Genomic DNA, 19,151 nt, shown 5'->3' with positions numbered 1-19,151 from the left:
CGGCGGCCATCCCAGAGCACGCTCGACCGGCGTGATATCGCTCTCTCCCGAAGTTCGGATTGCCGCTGTGCATGTAAGCCACGAGCCTGCGATTGCGAAGCGTGTGATCTCCCTTCTCTTCAACACCGAACCTCTGGCGTGATCAGTCGGCTACCATCGGCAGTGCTTTCCCACCATCCATCGCGCACCACTACCACGGGTGCACGAAGCAAGCATGTCCTGGATCATCGGCACCAGCCCAACGTACTCGACGTTCAAGTTCTCGCCGCTCATAGTGGGCCACTGCAGAGGTGTACACGTAGGACAGCCCTCTCTACTCACGGGCATGACCGGCGTGCACCCGACACGAAGATCGCGAAGACAAGCAGCCAAACCACACCTCCTTGCCGCTTCGTCTGCCGTGTCTAGATCCTCTTGATTTAGGCTGGCGCGTCGCCTTCGCGTGATGTGATCGACCCGGCTTTATATCGACGAAAAACTGCTGGCCCAAGTCCGTACCCATTCAACCAACATCCTCAAGCGCCAACTGCACCCTGCTGAAGGAGGCAGAGCATGTGAACGGGGCAACAGGGGACTAAAAAGCCGGCAGTCACGCCTCCCGGCAGTTCCGGGACACGCACCTGAGAAACCGCACTGGGTGTTTTGAGGGACTATGCAAGTGCGGGACTGGGCACGCGAACGAGATGATGTCGGACCGCTACAACAGGGACCGGGAGGACCTCGCGTTGCGCCGGGAGTGGGCGGAGAAATGCGGTGTCGGTTTCACATTCCCTGGGGTGTACCGAACGTACCGAAAAAAGCCACCCTGGATGGGGTGGCCTGTGTTACCTAAATCGTTTGTTTCGTAATAGCTTAATGGTCGGGGAGAGAGGATTCGAACCTCCGACCCCCTGGTCCCGAACCAGGTGCTCTACCAGGCTGAGCCACTCCCCGATCCGTGTGTTCGCACATGAAACAACGCTCCTGGTAGGGCGTTGGCGAACAGTTTCGAGTGTAGCAGAGCTACGGCTCAATTTGAAGTTGGACCGCCAGGGGAGAGTGAGCATGGGTCTCACTCCCAGCCCGCACTATTTTGCTAGGGCAGAGGCCACGATACGCTTCCGGGCGTTGCGGGGAGCTGTCGGATGTGAGCTCCCCGGGGTGCAAGAGCGTCGAAGCTAGGCGGCCTTCTCGAACCCGTCGCAGCCGCTGACCGGGGTCACGCGCAGGTGCAGGCCTTCCAGCTTGGGGTGGCCGCAGTCGGTCACCAGGGTTTCTGCAGCCTGGTGGGTGCTGAGAATTTCCACCAGCTGAGGTCCCTTGTTGTGCTCACCGAAGTGGGTGCAGAGCCCGCATTGTCCTTCATTCACTGTAACCATGTCATTGCCCTCCGTATGGATCATTAAGACAGCTTGAGTATGCGCGCGAGTTGTCCGGAAATGGAAGAAAAAAGAGGGTTAAATAGAACAAAATACAAGGCTTATTGCCGCTAAAGGCCGACCGTATTGATCGCTGATTGAGGCCTTCCAGCGTCTAAGTGATTCAGCGCGTAAGGGGTAAGATGGCGAGACATCCAGTCGCATATGGGTCGACTCGAGCTGCGCCTGAACCACATTGGAACTACCCGGACTTGGGCTTACCCCGTGGCGGCGGAGGAAGAAAGGCACCATGCGCAGTTTTGCGACACTCGATCTTCGCGACAGCCGGGTTCTGGATGGGGGCCTCGCCACCGAGTTGGAGCGCCATGGCGTCGCGACGGCTGGTCCGCTGTGGTCGGCACGGGCGCTGGTGGAAGCACCCGGAGTGGTGCTGGCGGTGCACCGTGCGTACCTGGAGGCCGGCGCCGACATCCTGCTCACGGCGAGCTACCAGGTGTCGTCGATGGGGTTTGCAGCCGAGGGCCTTGGGCCTGCCGACGCTCAGCGCGCTGCGGCCGACGCACTGCGGCGGTCGGTTGCGCTGGCGGTGCAAGCCCGCGCGGGCCGCACCGGCATTCTGGTTGCAGCCTCGCTCGGCCCCTATGGTGCGGCGTTGGCCAATGGAGCGGAGTTCCACGGCAACTACGGGTTTGCCAGCGAAGCAGAGCAGCACGCGGTGTTGGTGCGCTTTCACGCTGAGCGGATCCGGGTGCTGCTGGGCACCGAGGCAGACCTTCTCGCATTTGAGACGCTGCCCTCGCTGGCCGAAGCGCGGGCGATCGTGGAAGCGCTGGCCGTGGTGGCTGGCGACGCGCCTTCCGCCCAGCCGGGCGCGTGGCTTTCATTCTGCTGCCTTGATGCCGCGCACACGGCGCATGGCGAGCTTCTGCAGGAGTGCGCAGGTTTTCTGGGCGGAGTGCCGGCGGTGCTGGCAGTGGGCGTGAACTGCACCGCTCCCGCGCTGATCGGGCCATTGCTGCAGGCCCTGCGTGCCGGCACAGCCAAGCCATTACTCGCGTACCCAAACTCTGGCGAGGGTTGGGATGCAGAGCATCGCTGCTGGACCGGTGTGGCCGATGTGCAGGGATATGAGTCGCTGGCGCGCGATTGGTACAGGCAGGGTGCGCAGGTGGTGGGTGGGTGCTGCCGCACAGGGCCGGACCACGTGCGTGCCGTACGGCGTGCCGCGGTGGCTGCTGCCGATTAAGATGGGTGCGCTGGCAGGGGCGGCGGAGCGGCGGTGTCATCCGGCATTCACGATGCGTGCGACAATGAGCGCAGCGCCATGGCTCAAACTGACCCCTTCGAAGCCCCTGAAAACGCCCTTCGCGAGACCCCCCAGCCAACCACCATCACGGCTGCACTCCTGAAGCAACACTCCATCACAGACGACGAGTACGCGCGGATCGAGACTGCAATGGGCCGCGTTCCGTCACTCACCGAACTCGGCATTTACTCGGTCATGTGGAGTGAGCACTGCTCCTACAAAAGCTCACGTGTGCATCTCAAGCGCCTGCCGACACAAAGCGCGCGCGTGGTGCAGGGTCCGGGCGAGAATGCCGGCATCATCGACGTGGGCGACGGCTGGGCCTGCGCGTTCAAGATCGAGTCCCACAATCATCCGTCGTACATCGAACCATTCCAAGGTGCGGCGACTGGTGTGGGCGGCATTCTGCGCGACATCTTCACGATGAATGCGCGGCCTTTCGCCGTGATGGACTCGTTGCGCTTCGGACCCCTGAGCGAGCAGCCGATCGGCGCGCTTGAAGACGGCCATACGGCTGGCGCCCACGACAGGGTGTCGGATGCGGCGACGATCCGCAAAAACCATTCCGTGATGGAAGGCGTGGTCGCCGGTGTTTCACATTACGGCAATTGCTTTGGCGTGCCCAACCTGGGTGGCGAAACGCGGTTCGAGCCCTGCTACTCGGGCAATCCGCTGCTGAATGCGTTTGCACTCGGCCTGGTGCGGCTGGACGAGATTTTTTATGCCAAGGCGACCGGTGTCGGGAATCCCGTGATTTATGTCGGCGCCAAGACTGGTCGCGACGGCATTCACGGCGCGACCATGGCGAGTGAAGAGTTCAAGGAAGGTTCCGAGCAGAAGCGGCCCAATGTGCAGGTGGGCGACCCCTTCATGGAGAAGCTGCTGCTCGAAGGCTGCATCGAGGCGATGGCGACGGGCGCCGTGCTGGGCATCCAGGACATGGGCGCAGCCGGGCTGACGTGCTCGACCTGCGAGATGGGCGCGCGTGGCGGCGTGGGCGTGGAGATAGAACTGGACCGGATTCCGCAGCGCGAAACCGGCATGAACTCGTACGAGATCATGCTGTCGGAGTCGCAGGAGCGCATGCTGCTGGTGGCCGAAAAGGGCCGCGAGGGCGAGGTGCTGCAGGTGTTCGCCAAGTGGGGGCTCGACGCGGTGGTGGCCGGCGAAGTGATCGCCGAAAACCGCATGCGCGTGCGGCACCATGGCGTGCTGGTTGCCGATCTTTCCAACCAGAGCCTGACAGATGACGCGCCGGTCTACCACCGCCCCGTGGGTGAGTGGATAGCGCCGGTATCGCGCACCGCACCCGCTTCCGCAATGGAGCGTGAGGACTGCGCGGGCGCGCTGCGCCTGCTGCTGGGCGCCAGCAACATCTGCTCCAAGCGCTGGGTGTACGACCAGTACGACTCCATGGTGCAGACCAACACGGTGCACGGGCCGGGCGCAGAGCAGGGCCTGATGCGCATCAAGGGTACGGAGCGTGGTTTAGCCATGGCGCTCGACGGCAACGGCCGCTGGTGCTACCTGGACCCGAAGCTCGGCGCGCAGCATGCAGTGGCGGAAGCAGCGCGCAAGGTGGCCTGCACGGGCGCGACGCCCGTAGCGGCGACCAACTGCCTGAACTTCGGCAATCCGGAGAAGCCCGAGATCATGGCGCAGCTTTCCGCAGCGATCGACGGCATCGCGGAAGCCTGCACTGTGCTTGGCACACCGATCACCGGCGGCAATGTCTCGCTCTACAACGAGACGCGCGGCGAAGGCATTTACCCGACGCCCGTGCTGGGCATCGTGGGCATCCTGGAGAAAATCGGCAATGCGGTGGGTTCCGGGTTTACAGAGCCAGGCCAGTCCGTGCTGTTGATCGCCCCTGCTTCTACCGCAACGATCGAAGAGCGCATGGAAAGCTTTGGCTCGTCAGAGTATGCGAAGACGGTGCTGGGCGAGCTGTGGGGCACGCCGCCCGCTCTTGACCTTGCCGTAGAGGCGGCGCTGCACAAGGTGCTGGCGACGCTGGCCGAGCAGCGGCTTGTAGCAAGTGCGCGCGATATCTCCGATGGCGGCATCGCCGTTGCGCTGGCCGAGGGCTGCTTTGAGCGTGGCATCGGCGTACAGGTAGACCTGCCGGAAGGCGCGGACCTGCCGGTAGCGTGGCGACTGTTCCACGAGGGAGCTTCGCAGGTGCTTGTGAGCTGTGCGCCGGAAGCAGTCAAGGCGGTGCGTGCCGTGGTGACCGCTGCTGGCGGACTGGTGCTTGATGCGATTGGAACCACGGTGACGGGGCAGTTCACCCTGGCGGTAAACGGCACTACCGTGGTGGATGAACCAGTGACAGGGCTGCGGCATCGCTGGGATGTGGCCCTTGAATCGATGCTGCACGAGGTGACGGCGTAATGGAGAAGCGGGTGCTGGGCAGTTTGCTGATGGAGGGTACACCGGATGCAACCACGCCGGCAGAACGCGCAGAGCTTGCCCGGATCCAGGGCACAGACAGCGCGAGCCATTACGGCGTGCGCGAGCCTGGTGATGGCTTCATCGACGAGTGTGGCGTGGCCGCGGTGTTTGGACATCCCGAAGCCGCGCGCCAGGTCTATTTGTCACTGTATGCGTTACAGCATCGCGGGCAGGAGTCGGCAGGCATCGCTGCCGCTGATGGCAACAGCCTGTCCAACATCAAGGGCATGGGCCTGGTCGCCGACATCTTCACGGAAGATGTACTCAAGAAGCTGTCCGGCAGCATGGCCATTGGACACACGCGCTACTCAACCACCGGCGACTCGGCACTGCTGAATGCGCAGCCGATCCGTGTGGACTCGACCAAGGGCCTGATCGCGATTGCGCACAATGGCAACCTGATCAACCTTGGGAATCTGCGCACAAAGCTCGAGCGCAAGGGCGCGTTCTTTCAGACGACGAGTGACTCCGAGATCATCGTGCAGTTGATTGCGCACTCGGAAGAAGCGACGCTGGTGGATGCGATTGCGGACTCGCTGCGGCAGGTGGATGGCGCGTTCTCGATCGTGATGATGACGCGCGATCGCATCTTCGCAGCGCGTGACCCGCGCGGCTTTCGGCCGCTGTCGATGGGGCGCATCACCAATCCCGACGGCCCCGACACGATCGTGTTTGCTTCAGAGACCTGCGCGTTCGACCTCCTGCATGCCAAGTACGAGCGCGACGTGGCGCCGGGCGAGCTGATCATGGTGTCGGAGGACGGTGTGACCTCACGGCAATATGCCTCGGGCATTCCGCAGGCCTCGTGCATTTTTGAGCATGTGTACTTTGCACGACCTGACTCGCGTATCTACGGCCGCTGGGTGCAGGATTCGCGCGAAGCGATGGGGCGCCAGCTGGCGCGCGAGTCGCACGTAGACGCGGACCTGGTGGTGCCCGTGCCGGACTCCGGCGTGACTGCGGCGATCGGCTATGCCGATGAGTCCAAGCTGCCGTTCCGGTTCGGGCTGATCCGCAACCACTACGTGGGTCGCACGTTTATCGAGCCGGAGCAGAAGGTGCGCGATTTCGGCGTGCGGCTCAAGCTGAACCCGGTGCGCAACCTGCTCGAGGGCAAGCGCATTATCCTGATCGACGACTCGATTATCCGCGGCACCACGAGCCGCAAGATTGTGCGCATGGTGCGCGCGGCGGGCGCCAAGGAAGTGCACCTGCGTATCTCGTGCCCGCCGACGATTTCGCCATGCTTTTACGGCGTGGATACCCCGAGCAAGCGCGACCTGATCGCGGCCAATAACTCGGTCGAAGAGATCCGCCGCTACATCGAAGCCGACTCGCTTGCCTACCTTTCGCTTGAAGGTGTGAAGCATGCGGTGGCTGGCGATGAAGGCGGCAAGTACTGCGTGGCATGTTACACGGGCGAGTATCCAACGCAGTGGGTGGATGTGGACGAGATCCTGCCGGCGCCCGCGCTGCGCGCCTAGCTCGCCTGGTGCTCCCCGGGCGCGGCATCCTGCTCGCGCCCTGCAGGCTTCCGCCCTCCGTTGAACGTGCATCCACCCTAGACAGAGATATCGGTGCACCAATGCTGGTGCAGCGTGCCGGCAGTAAGCCCGGCTCTCGATGGAGGGATCGCATGGCAAAGTACGGACCCAAGGCGCAGGCGCTGGTAAAGCAGGAGATCAAGGCAATGGAGTCCGGCAAGTTGCGGTCGGGCTCGGGCGCCAGGGTCACAAACCCGAAGCAGGCGATTGCCATCGCGCTCTCGGAGGCGCGGCGTGCAGGCGCGAAGATGCCGCCGCCGCCGGCGGGAACGGCTTCCGCGGATAAATCCACGGCAAAGAAAACCTCCGCGAAAAAAGCTCCGGCGAAAAAGAGCGTCACGAACAAGAATGTGACGAAGAAGCCCGCCGCACGCAAAGCCGCCGCGAAGAAGGCGCCGGCGAAAAAGACCACGGCAAGAACAGGTGTGCCCGCGAAGAAGTCCGTAGCGAAGAAGGGCACGGCGCGGGTTGCAGCCGGCGCGCGCGGAACGGTTGCCAAGAAGGCATCGACCGTGAAAAAGACACCGGCAAAAAAGAGTACCGCGAAGAAAACAGTTATTGGGAACACGCCCCGCAAGAAGGCAGATGTGAAGAAAGCCTCAAGCCGGTAGGCAGCAACAGGACGGCTTTCCACAACAGGCAAAAGCCGCGAGCCTCTCAGAGGCTCGCGGCTTTGTTGTGCGCGCTCAGTGCCGGCGCAAGCGGTTCGGCCGGGCGCTTACGAGGACTTCGGCGTAGAGGAAGTGCTGCTCCCGGAGGCCGGCGTGCTTGCGCTTCCGCTGCCACTGGCAGGCGCGGACGAGCCGCTGCTCGATCCTGTGCCGGAGCTGCCCTTGCCCGAGTCGCTGGAGCCACCGCTATTGCTCGTGCTGCCCGCGTCTGAACCGGAACTCGACGGGGATCCATTCGGGGATCCGCCCTTGCTGGAGCTGCCGCCCGACTTACCGTAGTCCGTCAGGTAAAAGCCGGAGCCTTTGAACTGGATCGCAGGCGCGGAAAGCAGCCGCTCCACGGGACCCTGGCACTTGGGGCATTCCTTCTCGTCTGGTGCGCTGAAGCTCTGGATCTTTTCAAACACATGTCCGCACGCGGTGCAGCGATATTCATACAACGGCAATGGGAAACCTCGTCGGAAAAAGCCTGTCTTGATTGTAGCGGAGCGCTGCAGCGCGGGTGGTCTGGGCGCGCCTTTGACGGTTACCGCAGTCCTGCAGGCGCGGCTGTTGCAGGCTGGCTGCGATGCAGCGGGGAGCATCCCTTACGTGGCGATAATACGCCCACTGTAGCGTGGGCATCATGAAGACACGTCGCACCTTTCTGGCCGGGGCTTTCTCAACGAGCGTGGCGTTTGCGGCAGCAACCGCAGTGGAGCCCGGGGTGAGCAAACCGGCGACGGAGCCGCTGCTCGCCAGCATGCAGGCAAGGTTGCAGGCAGCGCTGGGCGACGCTGCCGTGGCGGAGGAACTCGCGCCGTTGCTGCTGGACGTGGGTTCAAGTGGCAGGCTGCCACGCGCCCTGCTGCGAGTTTTGCCTCGATCGTGGTGTACGATTTCGGCAACCGCCCGGCAGCCCGCGGCGAACCGCATTCTCATCCAGAGCCCGGCCCCATCAACCAGATGCTTGCCGACGCCGTGCTCCAGGTTGCCCAGCATTGCGGCGGCCCCGTGTACGCGCAGTGGGAGATCGCAAAGCTGCTGAAGGGGAAACATCCGGATGTATCGGCCATCGAACCGGTGGTTGCTGCCGACGGCACCGTGACCTACCTGAGCACTGACGGCGTGGCGCAGGCCGTGGTGGCGCTGGCGAACAGGCCCGGCGCACGCAAGCTGGGCACGGTGTGCGTGGTCGCGCATCGCGACCACAGCAAGCGTTGCGTAGCCACCTCGAAGGCGCGGGGCATGGATGCTGCCGTCGCCGCGGAGGTGGCGCTGCCGGCCGCGTACGATGCCGAATCCGGGCAGCCCTGGACGCGCAGACGCGACCTGTATCTCCTCCATGACATGGCTGCCCGGTGGATGCAGCTCCGCGCGGACCGCATCGCGGCTGCGTATCCGCAGGGTTAACCAGCAGGCTGCTACACGACGAGGCGCGACGCATACACCTGCTGCGCCGCGGCGAGAGCCTGCCCGAGAGCGAAGCCCGGCGGCTGTATTTCCACGGCCACGACCTGCTCCAGTGCCGCGATCAGCGCGAGTGTATCGAGTGGATCGAGATGGCCGGCATGGGCGATGGAAAACAGCTTGCCCTTGAGCGCGGCCTCGCCATTGCCGACGTCGATGCCAAAGCGGCTGGCGAGCGCATCCACCAGCACGCCGGCGTCGAAGCCATCGGGCGCGCGCACGGTCGTCACGGCCGTGGAGGGCGACTCGAGCGCGAACAACGCGAGACCCATGGCCTGCGCAGCGGCGCGCATCATCAGGGCGCTGGTTTCCGCGCAGTGTTGCCATGCCGCGAGACCAGCCAAGTGGTCGCCGTGGCCAAGTGCAGCGACAAAGTCGAGCACCGCGCCGAGCGCGGCCAGCAGCGAAGTATCGGGCGTGTACGGCAACTCGCCTGCGCGTGCGTGCCGCCGCGCCTTGCGCAGGTCAAAGTAAAAGCGCGGGTTAAGCGAGATATCCATTGCGTCCCATGCGCGCTCGCTGGCCGAGACAAACGACAGCCCCGCAGGTAGCATCAGTGCGCCCTCGCTCGCGCCGATCAGCAGGTCTACGTCGCGATCGACGGCGTGGACGTCGAGCATGCTGCCGATGGCGTCCACTACAAGGAGCGCGCTGGAGCGCTGCGCGCGCAGCAGCGCGGCCACTGCCTGGACCGGGTGTGCGACGCCGGTGGAGGTTTCCGTTGCCTGCATCAGCACGGCGCGGTGCTCGATGCGCAGCGCCTGCTTCACGGCGTCGATTGCGAATGTTTCACCGGGTGCCGCGGTGACCACGTCCACATCGCACCCGTACGTACGTGCGAGCGCAGCCCAGCGCTCGGCGTAGCGGCCGGCCGAGAGCACCAGCACCCGGTCGCCGGGCGAGGAGATGTTGCTGATGGCCGCTTCCATGGCGCCGGTGCCGCAGCAGTTGAGCAGCAGCACGTCCTGCCCGGTAGCGAGCAACTGTTTGAGCCCGCTGAGCACGCGCGAAACCAGCGCCCTGCACTCCGCGGTACCGGGCTGCACATCAGACAGAGCCATGGCGGCGCGTGCACTCGGCAGCAGGGTGCTGGCGCCAGGGATGAAAGAACGGGTCTTTTGCAGCGACATGGAGGCGCAAACCTTTCAATGTGGAATCAATTGCCAGTTGAGATGGCATGTGCCGGCGAAATGAGCTCACAGGGCCGCCACCTACAATGGAGGTGCGGACGCAGATGCAGGATGTTGGACCACCTGAGCGCCTGTGATGTTGCCGCCTGCCGGGAAACAGCGGGAGCGACACAAAGTCGCCGAGGGTGTATTCGGTTTCATAACGATCCTGCTTGCGCAGAAAGAAATCCAGCAACAAGGGAGCCACGAAGATGACCGAGAGCGTAGGGGAAGTACCGGTACGAGCCGAGCTGGTGAAGCGCATTGACACCGACGTTGTGGGGGCAATGAAGGCACGCAACAGCGTGCTGCTGGAGACGCTGCGCATGGTCAAGGCAGCGCTGAAAAATCGCGAGATCGATAAGCGCGAACCGCTTACGGAAGCCGAAGCGCAGGCGACGCTGACGACGCTGATCAAGCAGCGGCGCGAGTCGATCGAGCAGTTCACCAAGGGTGGACGCCCGGAGCTTGCCGAGAAGGAAGCCGCAGAGATCACCATGATCGAGGCGTACCTGCCGCAGGCAGTAGGCGAGGCCGAGCTGAAACCACTGATCGCCGGGGTCCTGGCCGAGCTCGCAGCGGGCGGCATGTTGATGAACGCCAAGGCAATGGGTCCGGCGATGAAGGCCGTAAACGATCGCGTCAAGGAGCTGCAGCTGCGAGTGGATGGGCGGCAGGTCAGCGAGTTTGTAAAGGCCGGGCTGGCGGAGCCTGCGAGCTAGCGCGCGAAACGCGGCTTGGCTGTTTTGGAGTGCTGAGCATCCAAAAGGAGAGAAGACAGGGCTCGCAGGCGCGAGCCCGTTTCCGTTAGCGCCGCGCGGGCAGGATGCGGACGAAGGTGCCTTCCGGCAGGGTTCCTTCCACCAGGTGCACCACCCCGTTCTTGACGAAGCCGGTGACCTCCTTGAGCGGCTCGTGCGGCGGGAGCGGCAACGTGCCCTGAACCCTGGACGCCGGTGTCGTAGCGGGTGTGCCTGCAGCGGATTTCTGGGGACCTGCCACGGGCGTCTTAGGCGCCGCTGCCGGTGACTTCGTCGCCGCCGCCGAACCTGCGGAAGGACGTCCCGCCGGGCCCTTGCCGGTGCCCCGGTCCATAGCTTCGTTGGCGAGCCGGTCGGCTTCCTTGTTTTTGCCGCGCAGCACGTGCTGCATCTCAAAGCGGCCCAGCTTGGCCACGCGACGCTTTGCTTCTTCGTAGAGCGGTTTGAGGTCAGGGCTCTTGACGCTGTACTGGCCCTTCATCTGCTTGACCATCAGCTCGGAGTCGGAAACGACGCGCAATTCACGCGCGCCGTGGGTCACCGCCCAGTCAAGCGCGGCAAGCAGGCCGGAGTACTCGGCCACGTTATTGGTGCGGATACCGATAAAGTCACTGAGCTCGGCCAGCGCCGAACCGTTCTCTGCCTGAATGAACACGCCAAACCCCGCGGGCCCTGGATTGCCGCGGGAACCACCATCACAAAAGGCCGTTACCCGGCCCTCGATTGCACCATCTGCCATGGAGACCAGTGTACCGGGCGTCCGGCAGTGATCAGGAGGGATCGGCGTCGGCGCCCAGAGGGGGCACCGCAGCCGGCAGTTCCGCCGTCCCCGGTGCCGCGTCGGGCTGCTGCGCCTGTGGGGGGCCGTCCAGCAGATGGAGCAGCTCCTGCAATCCAGCACGCACGTCGCGAAGGCGAGCACGGGCGCTGTGTTCCGTAGTTTCCGCGGGTGCGGGTGCGGGTTCGGGCGCGAGCTCGGGAAGCGGGGCAAGTGGCAGCTCCGGCTGCAGGCGCAGCCGCGCCGGTATGGCTGCTTCATCGGCCAATACAGTCTTGGCGCCCGCGATGGTGTAGCCCGCTTCATGCAGCAGATGCTTGATACGCAGCGCCATCTCCACGTCGCGCCGACGGTACAGGCGCTGGCCGGTGCCGCTTTTGCCGGGGCGCAGCTGCGCAAACTCCGTCTGCCAGAAACGCAGGACGTAGGTGGGCACGCGGCATAACTCGGCAACCTCGCCGATGCGAAAGTACAGCTTGTCCGGAATATCGGGGGCGGCAACAGGGAGGGCAGAGCCTCCCGGCGAGCGAGAGGCGTGGGCCGTGTGGTGATCAGGACCGCCGCCACGCTTTGCCATAGGCACATGTTGCGGGCGCCGGAGCTAAAAGGGACCGCAACACGGGCAGTATAGCGGCGCTGCCAGGCGAAACGCCGGGTTTTCTTTTTAGAACCAGTCACTTGCGTGCTGGTTACCCAACGGTCGCCGCTGTGTGTCGGGCGGCCCTGGCGCTGGCGTGCGACGGGCGGCGCGGCCCTCGCGAGGCCTCTGCACGTGGCCCTCGGCGCTCGCACTGTCCGGAGAGTCCACCTCTAGTGCACCTCCCGGTTCGCTCGATCCGGGCCTGCTGGTTTACCGAGCGGCAGCAGAGAAAGCAGAAGAGCAGCGCCGGAAAACAGCATAGGGCGTCCCCGAAGCACGCCCGTCCTGCTCCTCGCAGTGCGCTGCAAATCCAGGGAACGAAAGCCTGCTGCGGCGCGTATCTTGTTGCGTATCTCATTGCACCGACTATCCGCGTTCGCTGTGTTGCGCCGCGGCGGGGCTGTGGTCGGGATATCCCTGCGGAACCAGCGGCGCCGGGGAACAGAGAGGATGGACGGATGAAACGATCGACGCATGGCACGATGGCAGGGGTGCAGAAGCCGGTCGCGGCAGCACTGGCGGTGGCAGGGCTTCTGGTGTTTGCGGGCTGCTCTGTCCGCGTGAACAAGGATAACGATGGCAAGGAAAAGGACGTGTCCATCCATGTGCCTTTTGGCGGCGTCGAGGTCCACAAGGACAATTCGCGTGGCACGGTGGACGTGGGGCTGCCAATTTATCCCGGCGCCATGCCCGAAGACGACCCCGACGAGAACCACAAGTCCGTTGATGTGCGACTGGGCTTCGGTCCCTGGCAGATGCGTGTGCAGACAGCGAACTACCAGTCGAGCGATGCACAGTCCAAAGTGCAGGACTTCTACACCAAATCGCTGAGCCAGTATGGAGATGTGCTGGTGTGCCAGGGCAAAGTCGCGGTCGGCAAGGTGCACCGCACTTCGGCAGGGCTCACCTGCAGCGACAAGAACGAGTCGGAGCACACGCATGTGAGCAGTGACAGCGATCTTGAGCTGAAAGCAGGCTCGGAGCGCCGGCAGCATATCGTGGCGTTTCGACATGCCGGTGGCGAGGGTACCCACTTCGCGCTGGTCGCGCTGTCGCTTCCCACGGATAGCTCCAGTTCCGATCACATGCTCAGTCGGGACAGCTCAAGCAACCGGGATGCCGAGGAATAGACGGCTCTGGACCTGGCTCCGGACCTGCGTCTGATGGCGATGCGCCACATGTGGATGGGCGGCGCGCGCGGTCTCCGCAGCCCTGATGCGGGAGCCATGTGTCAGACTGGAAGCACCTGCATGATGCGCCTGTGCCACAACTGCCGCAACGCTGTACCGGAACACGCGGCGTTCTGCCCGGAATGTGGAGCGCCGCAGCTCCGGGTTCCCGGGCCGGAGTCGCGCGAAGCCGAAACTGAGACGCCGGGCGGCGATGCACCGGCACGCCTGACGGGCGATATCGCCTGGCCTGCCGCGGTGCAGTCGGCTGCCATCTACGCTGTACCCGCAGGGCTGCTGCTTTCCTTCGTGGCGATTCCATTGGTGGACATGGCCTGGGTAGTGCTGGGCGCAATGTGGACGCTGCGCCGCTACCGTCGCCGAGTGCCCAAGGCGCCCGCGCTGACGCCGCAGCTGGGCGGCCGGATCGGCCTGGTGCTCGGATTGTTTGCCGCGCTGATTACCATGGCGATCCAGGCCCTGGGGCTGCTGAGCGCACGCTTTGTGCTGCACCAGGGGCCATCGCTCGACGCACAGGTGCGCACCGAGATGCAGAGCCGCCTGGACCAGATGGTGGCGATGTACCCCGATACGTTTGCGCAGTTGCCGGAGATGCGGCACTTCTGGCTTTCGGCGGAAGGGCAGGGTGCGGTGCTGCTGGTGGGCGCTGCCACTTCGCTGGCCTCGATCCTGTTCTTTGCGTGGCTGGGCGGCCGCCTGTGGGTGCGTTTCGGCTCTGGGCGCAAGGTCGCAGGCTAGCCGCGAACTAGCCGCGGGCGGGCTGAAGCCCCGTGCACCGGGGCTTCAGGATCGTTCCGGAGCGCTGCTATTCTGGTGCCACGCTCGCAAAGAAAGCCGACGGACCCCACTTATGACCGACACTGTGCAGCAGACCGCCCCCGCCAGGCTTCGCGAAAAAGGCCGCATCCTTTCGCCCTCCGAGATTGAACGAACGCTGGTTCGTCTGGCCCACCAGGTGGTGGAGCGAAACCACGGAGGCGCCAACCTCGGACTGGTCGGCATCAAGCGGCGCGGTGTGCCGCTGGCGAAGCGTCTGGCCGTGCTGATCGAGCAGATCGAGAAGCAGCCGGTGGATGTGGGCGCGCTCGATATCGAGTTTTATCGCGACGACCTTTCGACCCACGATGTGCGCCCGGTCGTGCACCCCGCCGAGATCGGCTTTGACGTTACCGGACGCAACATCATCCTGGTGGATGACGTGCTCTATACCGGCCGCACCACGCGCGCGGCGCTCGATGCCCTGTTTCATCACGGGCGGCCCAACCGCGTGCAGTTGTTAGTGTTGATTGATCGCGGGCACCGCGAGCTGCCGGTCGAGGCCGGTTTCGTGGGCCGCGTGGTGCAGACATCGCGTCAGGAGATCATCGAGGTCAAGCTGCGCGAGATCGACGGCGAGGAGCAGGTGCTGATCGTGGAGCGCGTGCCGGACGACGTCGCCCCGGCGGGGGCGTAGCCGTTGACCGGGACGATGGCAGGTTCGGGGCTTGCCGGAGCGGGCATGCCGGGCGGCTTTGCGCACGACCCGCTGCCGGGTTCGCTGCTGCGCATTGAGGATCTTGGGCTGGCGGATATCAGCGAGATTCTTGCGCTTGCCTCGGAACTGGAATCGGAGGATCCACTGCGGCGCGCGTTTCGCCTCGCCAAGCGCCGTGTGGCGTTGTTGTTTTACGAGTCCAGCACGCGCACCCGCACCTCGTTTGAGCTGGCGGCCAAGGCGCTGGGTGCAGACACCACCCTGATCAGTTCCAAGTCATCCAGCATTGAAAAGGGCGAGTCGCTCAAGGACACCGGGTTGACGCTGCGCGCTTTGGGTGCCGAGGCGATCATTCTCCGGAACTCGTTCTCCGGTGCGCCCTGGCTGCTGGAGCGTGCCACCGGCCTGCCGGTTTTGAATGCAGGCGACGGCATGCACCAGCACCCCTCGCAGGCGCTGCTGGACCTGCGCACCATGCTGCGCGTTCTGCGTGGCGGCACCACGGACATTACCGAAGACCTCCTCGAAGGCGTGACGATCACGATCTGTGGCGACATCCTGCACAGCCGCGTGGCGCGCTCCAACGCACTGCTGCTGCCGCGGCTGGGTGCACGTGTGCTGCTGTGCGGGCCGGCGCAGCTTCTGCCGGAAATCGCGGCCTCGCTTGGCGAAGGCATCGCCATCGAGCGTGACCTGGACCGCGCACTGGCGCAGTCCGACGTGGTGATGATGCTGCGCATCCAGGCGGAGCGGCTTGCCGGGCTACATATCGACCTTGAAGCATACCGAACGGGCTTTCAGCTCAACGAGGACCGCATGGAGAAGTACCCTGCACTGTGGCTGATGCATCCTGGCCCGATGATTCGTGGGCTCGAGATCGCTGACGCCGCGGCCGATGGCCCACGCTCGCTGATCGAGGAGCAGGTGCGACACGGCCTGGCGGTGCGGATGGCGCTGGTTGCGCGCGCGCTGGGCGCGGGGAGCCTCCAGTGAGCGAGGCTACCTCGGTAGCAAATGGCGCACCCGTCGAGGCATGGCTGCTTCAGGGCGGCCGTCTCGTGGACCCTTCGACTGCAACAGATATGCCGCAGGACCTGCTGCTGGTCGCAGGCCAGGTACTCGCGGTGGCAGACCCAGGCACGCTGTCTGCAGCGGCTGCCGAGCACGGTGCGGCGACGCTGGACTGCGCGGGCCTGATCGTTGCGCCGGGGCTGATCGACATCCACGTACACCTGCGCGAGCCGGGCCAGACCTGGAAGGAAACGATTGCGAGCGGCACCCGGGCAGCGGCGGCAGGTGGTTTCACCACGGTGGTCGCGATGCCCAACACTGTGCCCGTGATCGATACGCCCGCATGGGCGAGCTGGCTGCAGGCGCCGGAGCGTGGCGCGGCGATCTCGGTGCTGCCGATGGCGGCGGCGACGGTCGGCAGCATGGGCGAAACACTGACCGACTATGCTGCCCTGCGCGCAGCCGGTGCGGTCGGCGTGACTGACGACGGCAAACCGATCGGCGTGGCCGGCGTGGGCGACCGCATCATGCGCGATGCGCTGGAGCTGGCCGCACGCTGCGGGCTGCCTGTGTCACAGCATGCCGAGGACACCCGCATGACCAGGGGAGCCTCGATGAACGCGGGTGCGCTGGCGTTCCGCATGGGGCTGCGCGGCATGTCGGTGGAGTCGGAGCGGAGCCTGGTGGAGCGGGATATCGCGCTGGTGCGGCAGGTGAGCCGATCGCTTGCGGGCGAAGGCTTCACGCCACACCTGCACGTGCAGCACATTTCGACCCGGGACGCACTGGAGCTGGTACGCGGGGCGAAACAGGAAGGCCTCCACGTGACCTGCGAGGTGATGCCGCACCACTTCGCGCTCAACGAGAGCGCGCTGGCCGGCTACAACACCTTCGCCAAGATGAACCCGCCGCTGCGTTCCGAAGCAGACCGGCTGGCGATGCTGGAAGGGCTGCTCGACGGCACGGTGGACTGCATTGCCACGGACCATGCGCCGCACGCTGCCTTTGAGAAGGAGCAGGAGTTCGAGAAAGCCCCCAACGGCATCACTGGGCTCGAAACCGCGCTGGGGTTGTCACTGCGCATCCTGCACGGGGAGCACGGCATGCCGCTGGCAAAGGTGCTCGCGCTGCTCAGCTGGGCTCCGGCGCAGCTCCTCGCGCTTGCGGGGCGCGGCACGCTCGCGGCAGGCGCCCGGGCAGATGTGGTGGTATTCGACCCGGCAGCGACCTGGCACTTCAATGCCAGGGCAGCACTGAGTAAGTCAAAGAACTCCCCGTTCGATGGCTGGGCCATGCAGGGCAGGGTGCGCTGGACCCTCTGCGGCGGACAGATTGTTTTCGAGCAGGGGCCTGCCTAAAGCAGTTCGCCACGCCGGCGCTGCGTGTGCTCCACCCTTCAGCGCCGCGAGGGCAGGTCTGTCATGATGCGCTCGGCCAGAGTGCCAACCGAAGTCACCTGGCTCATCTCGGAAAGATCGCCGTCGTTGACGGCCTCGCTGATCTCGAGCTTGACGCACACGGCCCGCAACAACTGCAGGGCCTTGGTCAGTTCCTTCTCGGTAAGCAGGTCGATCTGGAGGTTGAGGTGGTCGCGGTGGTCCGTGGCGCCCTGCATGTGGTTCTGCTTGAGCAACACAAAGATGGTCAGCATCACGGCTTCAATCGAGACACACAGGCTCAGGATCGGGAACGGGCGCGGGTCGAACGCGGGCACGCCGGTGATGCGGTGGGTGTTGATCAACAGCCAGCTGCCATACCAGACCACGTGCAGCCCAATGGCAAGCTTGGTGCCGAACAGGGTGCCGATGCTGGCGGCCAGCCGGTCCAACCCACTTTTGGAAGCTTCGCGGTGCTGCTCCATCTCGGCGATGGACCGGATGTTGCGTTCGACCGACCCGCTGACTTTTTCCTTGTTTTCGAGGCCCATGGTGTTTCGATGCGGGCATTTCTCCGGCGGCAAGGGGGTTGGGCAGCGCACAATGGAGAGGTATGTCCGACGGTTCCACTTCTCTCAGCCCTTCCGTAAGCAGCACCGCCGCGTTTGGCTCCCGCGATTTCCGGTTGTACCAGGCAGCGCGCTGCGCCGTGGTGATCGGCGCCGAGGCGCAGGCGCTCGCGGTGGCCTGGCAGGTGTACCAGATCACGCATCGCGCCATCGACCTTGGTTTCACGGGCTTGGCGTTGTTTTTGCCTGGGCTGCTGTTTCTGCTGCCCGCAGGCCACGTGGCCGACCGCTTTGACCGCCGCTCCGTGGTGCTGGTGTGCTATTCGCTGCAGGTGGTGTGCACCATCATTCTGTTGGTGTTTGCCTGGACCGGCCTTGCGCAGGTGTGGCCGATCTACCTGGTGCTCTTTTTCATTGGCTTCGGCCGGGCGTTCAGCGGACCGGCGTCCTCCGCGCTGATCCCCCACCTGGTGCCGCAGGAGCACTTCGTCAACGCCGTGACCTGGGGCGCCACCATCTTCCAGATCGCGACGATCTCCGGCCCGACCATCGGCGGTTTTCTGTACACCATGTCCCCGTGGGGCGGCCAGGCAGCGCACCTGGCGGGCGGTGGTGTCGTGTACGTGTTCACGCTGGCATCGTTGATCTGGTACCTGGTGCTGATCTCGATGCTGCATGTGCGCATCGGGCGCATGGAGAAAAAAGCGGTCTCAAAGGACGTGCTGCTGGCCGGCGTGCACTACGTGTTCAAGACCCCGGTGCTGCTTGGCTCGATCACGCTTGACCTGTTCGCGGTGCTGCTGGGTGGCGCTGTGGCGCTGCTGCCCATCTTCGCTGGAAGCATTCTCCACATTGGTCCGCGCGGCCTGGGCCTGCTGCGGGCGGCGCCCGGCGTGGGCGCGCTGGCGGTATCGCTCTGGCTTACGTTTCACCCCATGCGTCGCGGGGCAGGTGTGCGGATGCTCGCGTGCGTGGCGCTGTTCGGCGCTGCCACGATCGCATTCGGCCTTTCACACTCGCTGTACCTGTCGCTGGCAGCCCTGCTGATCACGGGCAGCGCCGACATGGTTTCGGTGGTGATCCGCTCCTCGATCCTGCAGCTGGCGACGCCGCCCGAGATGCGGGGACGTGTCTCGGCCGTGAACTCGCTGTTCCTGGGCGCGTCCAATGAGCTGGGCGAGTTCGAGAGCGGCCTCACCGCGCAATGGTTCGGAGCGGTGCGCGCCGTGGTGCTGGGCGGGGTCGGCTCGCTCATGGTCACCGGGCTGTGGGCCGTGTTCTTCCCCGCGCTCCGGCAGGTCGACTCGCTGACGGCCGAGGCGCTGCTGCCGGCACAGGTGGAAGAGAACGCGGAAGAGACGTTCCAGTTGTAGAAGCCCGGGCCGCATGGGCTGCTTTCGA

18 protein-coding genes, 1 tRNA gene and 1 pseudogene are annotated in these 19,151 nt (G+C 64.8%); 13 read left to right on the top strand and 7 right to left on the bottom strand.

Annotation, left to right across the window (positions count from 1 at the left end):
• Nucleotides 1-856: 856 nt before the first annotated feature.
• Both D1Y84_RS06910 and D1Y84_RS06905 read right to left on the bottom strand, forming a co-directional pair.
• A tRNA-Pro gene (locus D1Y84_RS06910) sits at nt 857-933 on the bottom strand.
• 224 nt (nt 934-1,157) lie between these two features.
• Nucleotides 1,158-1,358, bottom strand: a complete 201-nt coding sequence (locus D1Y84_RS06905) for a hypothetical protein (protein WP_124847861.1) — start codon at nt 1,356-1,358, stop codon at nt 1,158-1,160.
• Between the two features lie 289 nt (nt 1,359-1,647).
• On the opposite strand from D1Y84_RS06905, the gene mmuM reads away from it, so the two are divergent.
• From mmuM to D1Y84_RS18400, 5 genes are all read left to right on the top strand, one after another.
• A complete protein-coding gene (mmuM, locus tag D1Y84_RS06900; protein WP_124847860.1) occupies nt 1,648-2,604 on the top strand; it encodes a homocysteine S-methyltransferase in 957 nt (318 codons plus the stop codon).
• A gap of 78 nt (nt 2,605-2,682) precedes the next feature.
• On the top strand, nt 2,683-5,058 hold the full coding sequence (gene purL, locus D1Y84_RS06895; protein ID WP_124847859.1) for a phosphoribosylformylglycinamidine synthase subunit PurL: 2,376 nt from the start codon (nt 2,683-2,685) through the stop codon (nt 5,056-5,058).
• A 29-nt stretch (nt 5,059-5,087) separates the two neighbouring features.
• Complete coding sequence (gene purF, locus D1Y84_RS06890; protein ID WP_124849979.1) at nt 5,088-6,602, top strand: amidophosphoribosyltransferase; 1,515 nt, start codon at nt 5,088-5,090, stop codon at nt 6,600-6,602.
• 152 nt (nt 6,603-6,754) lie between these two features.
• A complete protein-coding gene (locus D1Y84_RS18120; RefSeq protein ID WP_199726372.1) occupies nt 6,755-7,273 on the top strand; it encodes a DUF6496 domain-containing protein in 519 nt (172 codons plus the stop codon).
• 78 nt (nt 7,274-7,351) lie between these two features.
• On the top strand, nt 7,352-7,612 hold the full coding sequence (locus D1Y84_RS18400; protein ID WP_233581602.1) for a hypothetical protein: 261 nt from the start codon (nt 7,352-7,354) through the stop codon (nt 7,610-7,612).
• 26 nt (nt 7,613-7,638) lie between these two features.
• Here D1Y84_RS18400 and D1Y84_RS18395 read toward each other — a convergent pair.
• A pseudogene (locus D1Y84_RS18395) lies at nt 7,639-7,917 on the bottom strand (FmdB family zinc ribbon protein); the annotation flags it as partial.
• A 283-nt stretch (nt 7,918-8,200) separates the two neighbouring features.
• Here D1Y84_RS18395 and D1Y84_RS06875 point away from each other — a divergent pair.
• Nucleotides 8,201-8,725, top strand: a complete 525-nt coding sequence (locus D1Y84_RS06875) for a hypothetical protein (protein WP_199726371.1) — start codon at nt 8,201-8,203, stop codon at nt 8,723-8,725.
• 11 nt (nt 8,726-8,736) lie between these two features.
• Here the strand turns inward: D1Y84_RS06875 and D1Y84_RS06870 are convergent, their stop codons facing one another.
• Nucleotides 8,737-9,912, bottom strand: coding sequence for an alanine--glyoxylate aminotransferase family protein (locus tag D1Y84_RS06870; protein WP_124847857.1), 1,176 nt, complete (start codon nt 9,910-9,912; stop codon nt 8,737-8,739).
• A gap of 251 nt (nt 9,913-10,163) precedes the next feature.
• On the opposite strand from D1Y84_RS06870, the gene D1Y84_RS06865 reads away from it, so the two are divergent.
• Nucleotides 10,164-10,673 carry a GatB/YqeY domain-containing protein gene (locus D1Y84_RS06865; RefSeq protein ID WP_124847856.1) on the top strand — a complete coding sequence of 170 codons (510 nt, stop codon included), beginning with the start codon at nt 10,164-10,166 and terminating at the stop codon, nt 10,671-10,673.
• 85 nt (nt 10,674-10,758) lie between these two features.
• Here the strand turns inward: D1Y84_RS06865 and D1Y84_RS06860 are convergent, their stop codons facing one another.
• Nucleotides 10,759-11,451, bottom strand: coding sequence for a ribonuclease HI family protein (locus tag D1Y84_RS06860; RefSeq protein WP_124847855.1), 693 nt, complete (start codon nt 11,449-11,451; stop codon nt 10,759-10,761).
• Between the two features lie 31 nt (nt 11,452-11,482).
• Complete coding sequence (locus D1Y84_RS06855) at nt 11,483-12,067, bottom strand: MerR family transcriptional regulator (RefSeq protein WP_124847854.1); 585 nt, start codon at nt 12,065-12,067, stop codon at nt 11,483-11,485.
• Nucleotides 12,068-12,588: 521 nt separating this feature from the next.
• Between D1Y84_RS06855 and D1Y84_RS06850 the strand changes: the two genes are divergently transcribed.
• The 5 genes from D1Y84_RS06850 to D1Y84_RS06830 all read left to right on the top strand — a co-directional run bounded on the left by D1Y84_RS06850 (nt 12,589) and on the right by D1Y84_RS06830 (nt 17,163).
• Nucleotides 12,589-13,260 carry a hypothetical protein gene (locus D1Y84_RS06850; protein WP_124847853.1) on the top strand — a complete coding sequence of 224 codons (672 nt, stop codon included), beginning with the start codon at nt 12,589-12,591 and terminating at the stop codon, nt 13,258-13,260.
• Nucleotides 13,261-13,380: 120 nt separating this feature from the next.
• On the top strand, nt 13,381-14,058 hold the full coding sequence (locus tag D1Y84_RS06845) for a zinc ribbon domain-containing protein (RefSeq protein WP_148092684.1): 678 nt from the start codon (nt 13,381-13,383) through the stop codon (nt 14,056-14,058).
• 112 nt (nt 14,059-14,170) lie between these two features.
• Nucleotides 14,171-14,773: a bifunctional pyr operon transcriptional regulator/uracil phosphoribosyltransferase PyrR gene (pyrR, locus tag D1Y84_RS06840; RefSeq protein ID WP_124847851.1), complete on the top strand. Its 603-nt coding sequence runs from the start codon at nt 14,171-14,173 to the stop codon at nt 14,771-14,773.
• Between the two features lie 15 nt (nt 14,774-14,788).
• Nucleotides 14,789-15,787, top strand: coding sequence for an aspartate carbamoyltransferase catalytic subunit (locus D1Y84_RS06835; protein WP_233581210.1), 999 nt, complete (start codon nt 14,789-14,791; stop codon nt 15,785-15,787).
• Nucleotides 15,784-17,163 (top strand): dihydroorotase family protein, encoded by a 1,380-nt coding sequence (locus D1Y84_RS06830; protein WP_233581208.1) that lies wholly within the window; start codon nt 15,784-15,786, stop codon nt 17,161-17,163. The genes D1Y84_RS06835 and D1Y84_RS06830 overlap by 4 nt, the downstream gene beginning before the upstream one ends.
• Nucleotides 17,164-17,201: 38 nt before the next feature.
• Here D1Y84_RS06830 and D1Y84_RS06825 read toward each other — a convergent pair whose 3' ends face one another.
• Nucleotides 17,202-17,732, bottom strand: coding sequence for a DUF1003 domain-containing protein (locus tag D1Y84_RS06825; protein ID WP_124847850.1), 531 nt, complete (start codon nt 17,730-17,732; stop codon nt 17,202-17,204).
• 62 nt (nt 17,733-17,794) lie between these two features.
• On the opposite strand from D1Y84_RS06825, the gene D1Y84_RS06820 reads away from it, so the two are divergent.
• Nucleotides 17,795-19,123, top strand: a complete 1,329-nt coding sequence (locus tag D1Y84_RS06820) for an MFS transporter (protein ID WP_124847849.1) — start codon at nt 17,795-17,797, stop codon at nt 19,121-19,123.
• The last annotated feature ends 28 nt before the right edge of the window (nt 19,124-19,151 follow it).

Origin of the sequence: Acidipila sp. EB88 (assembly GCF_003858395.1) — a bacterium.
Classification (GTDB): Bacteria; Acidobacteriota; Terriglobia; order Terriglobales; family Acidobacteriaceae; genus EB88.
This window is presented reverse-complemented; position numbering and strand designations above follow the sequence as displayed.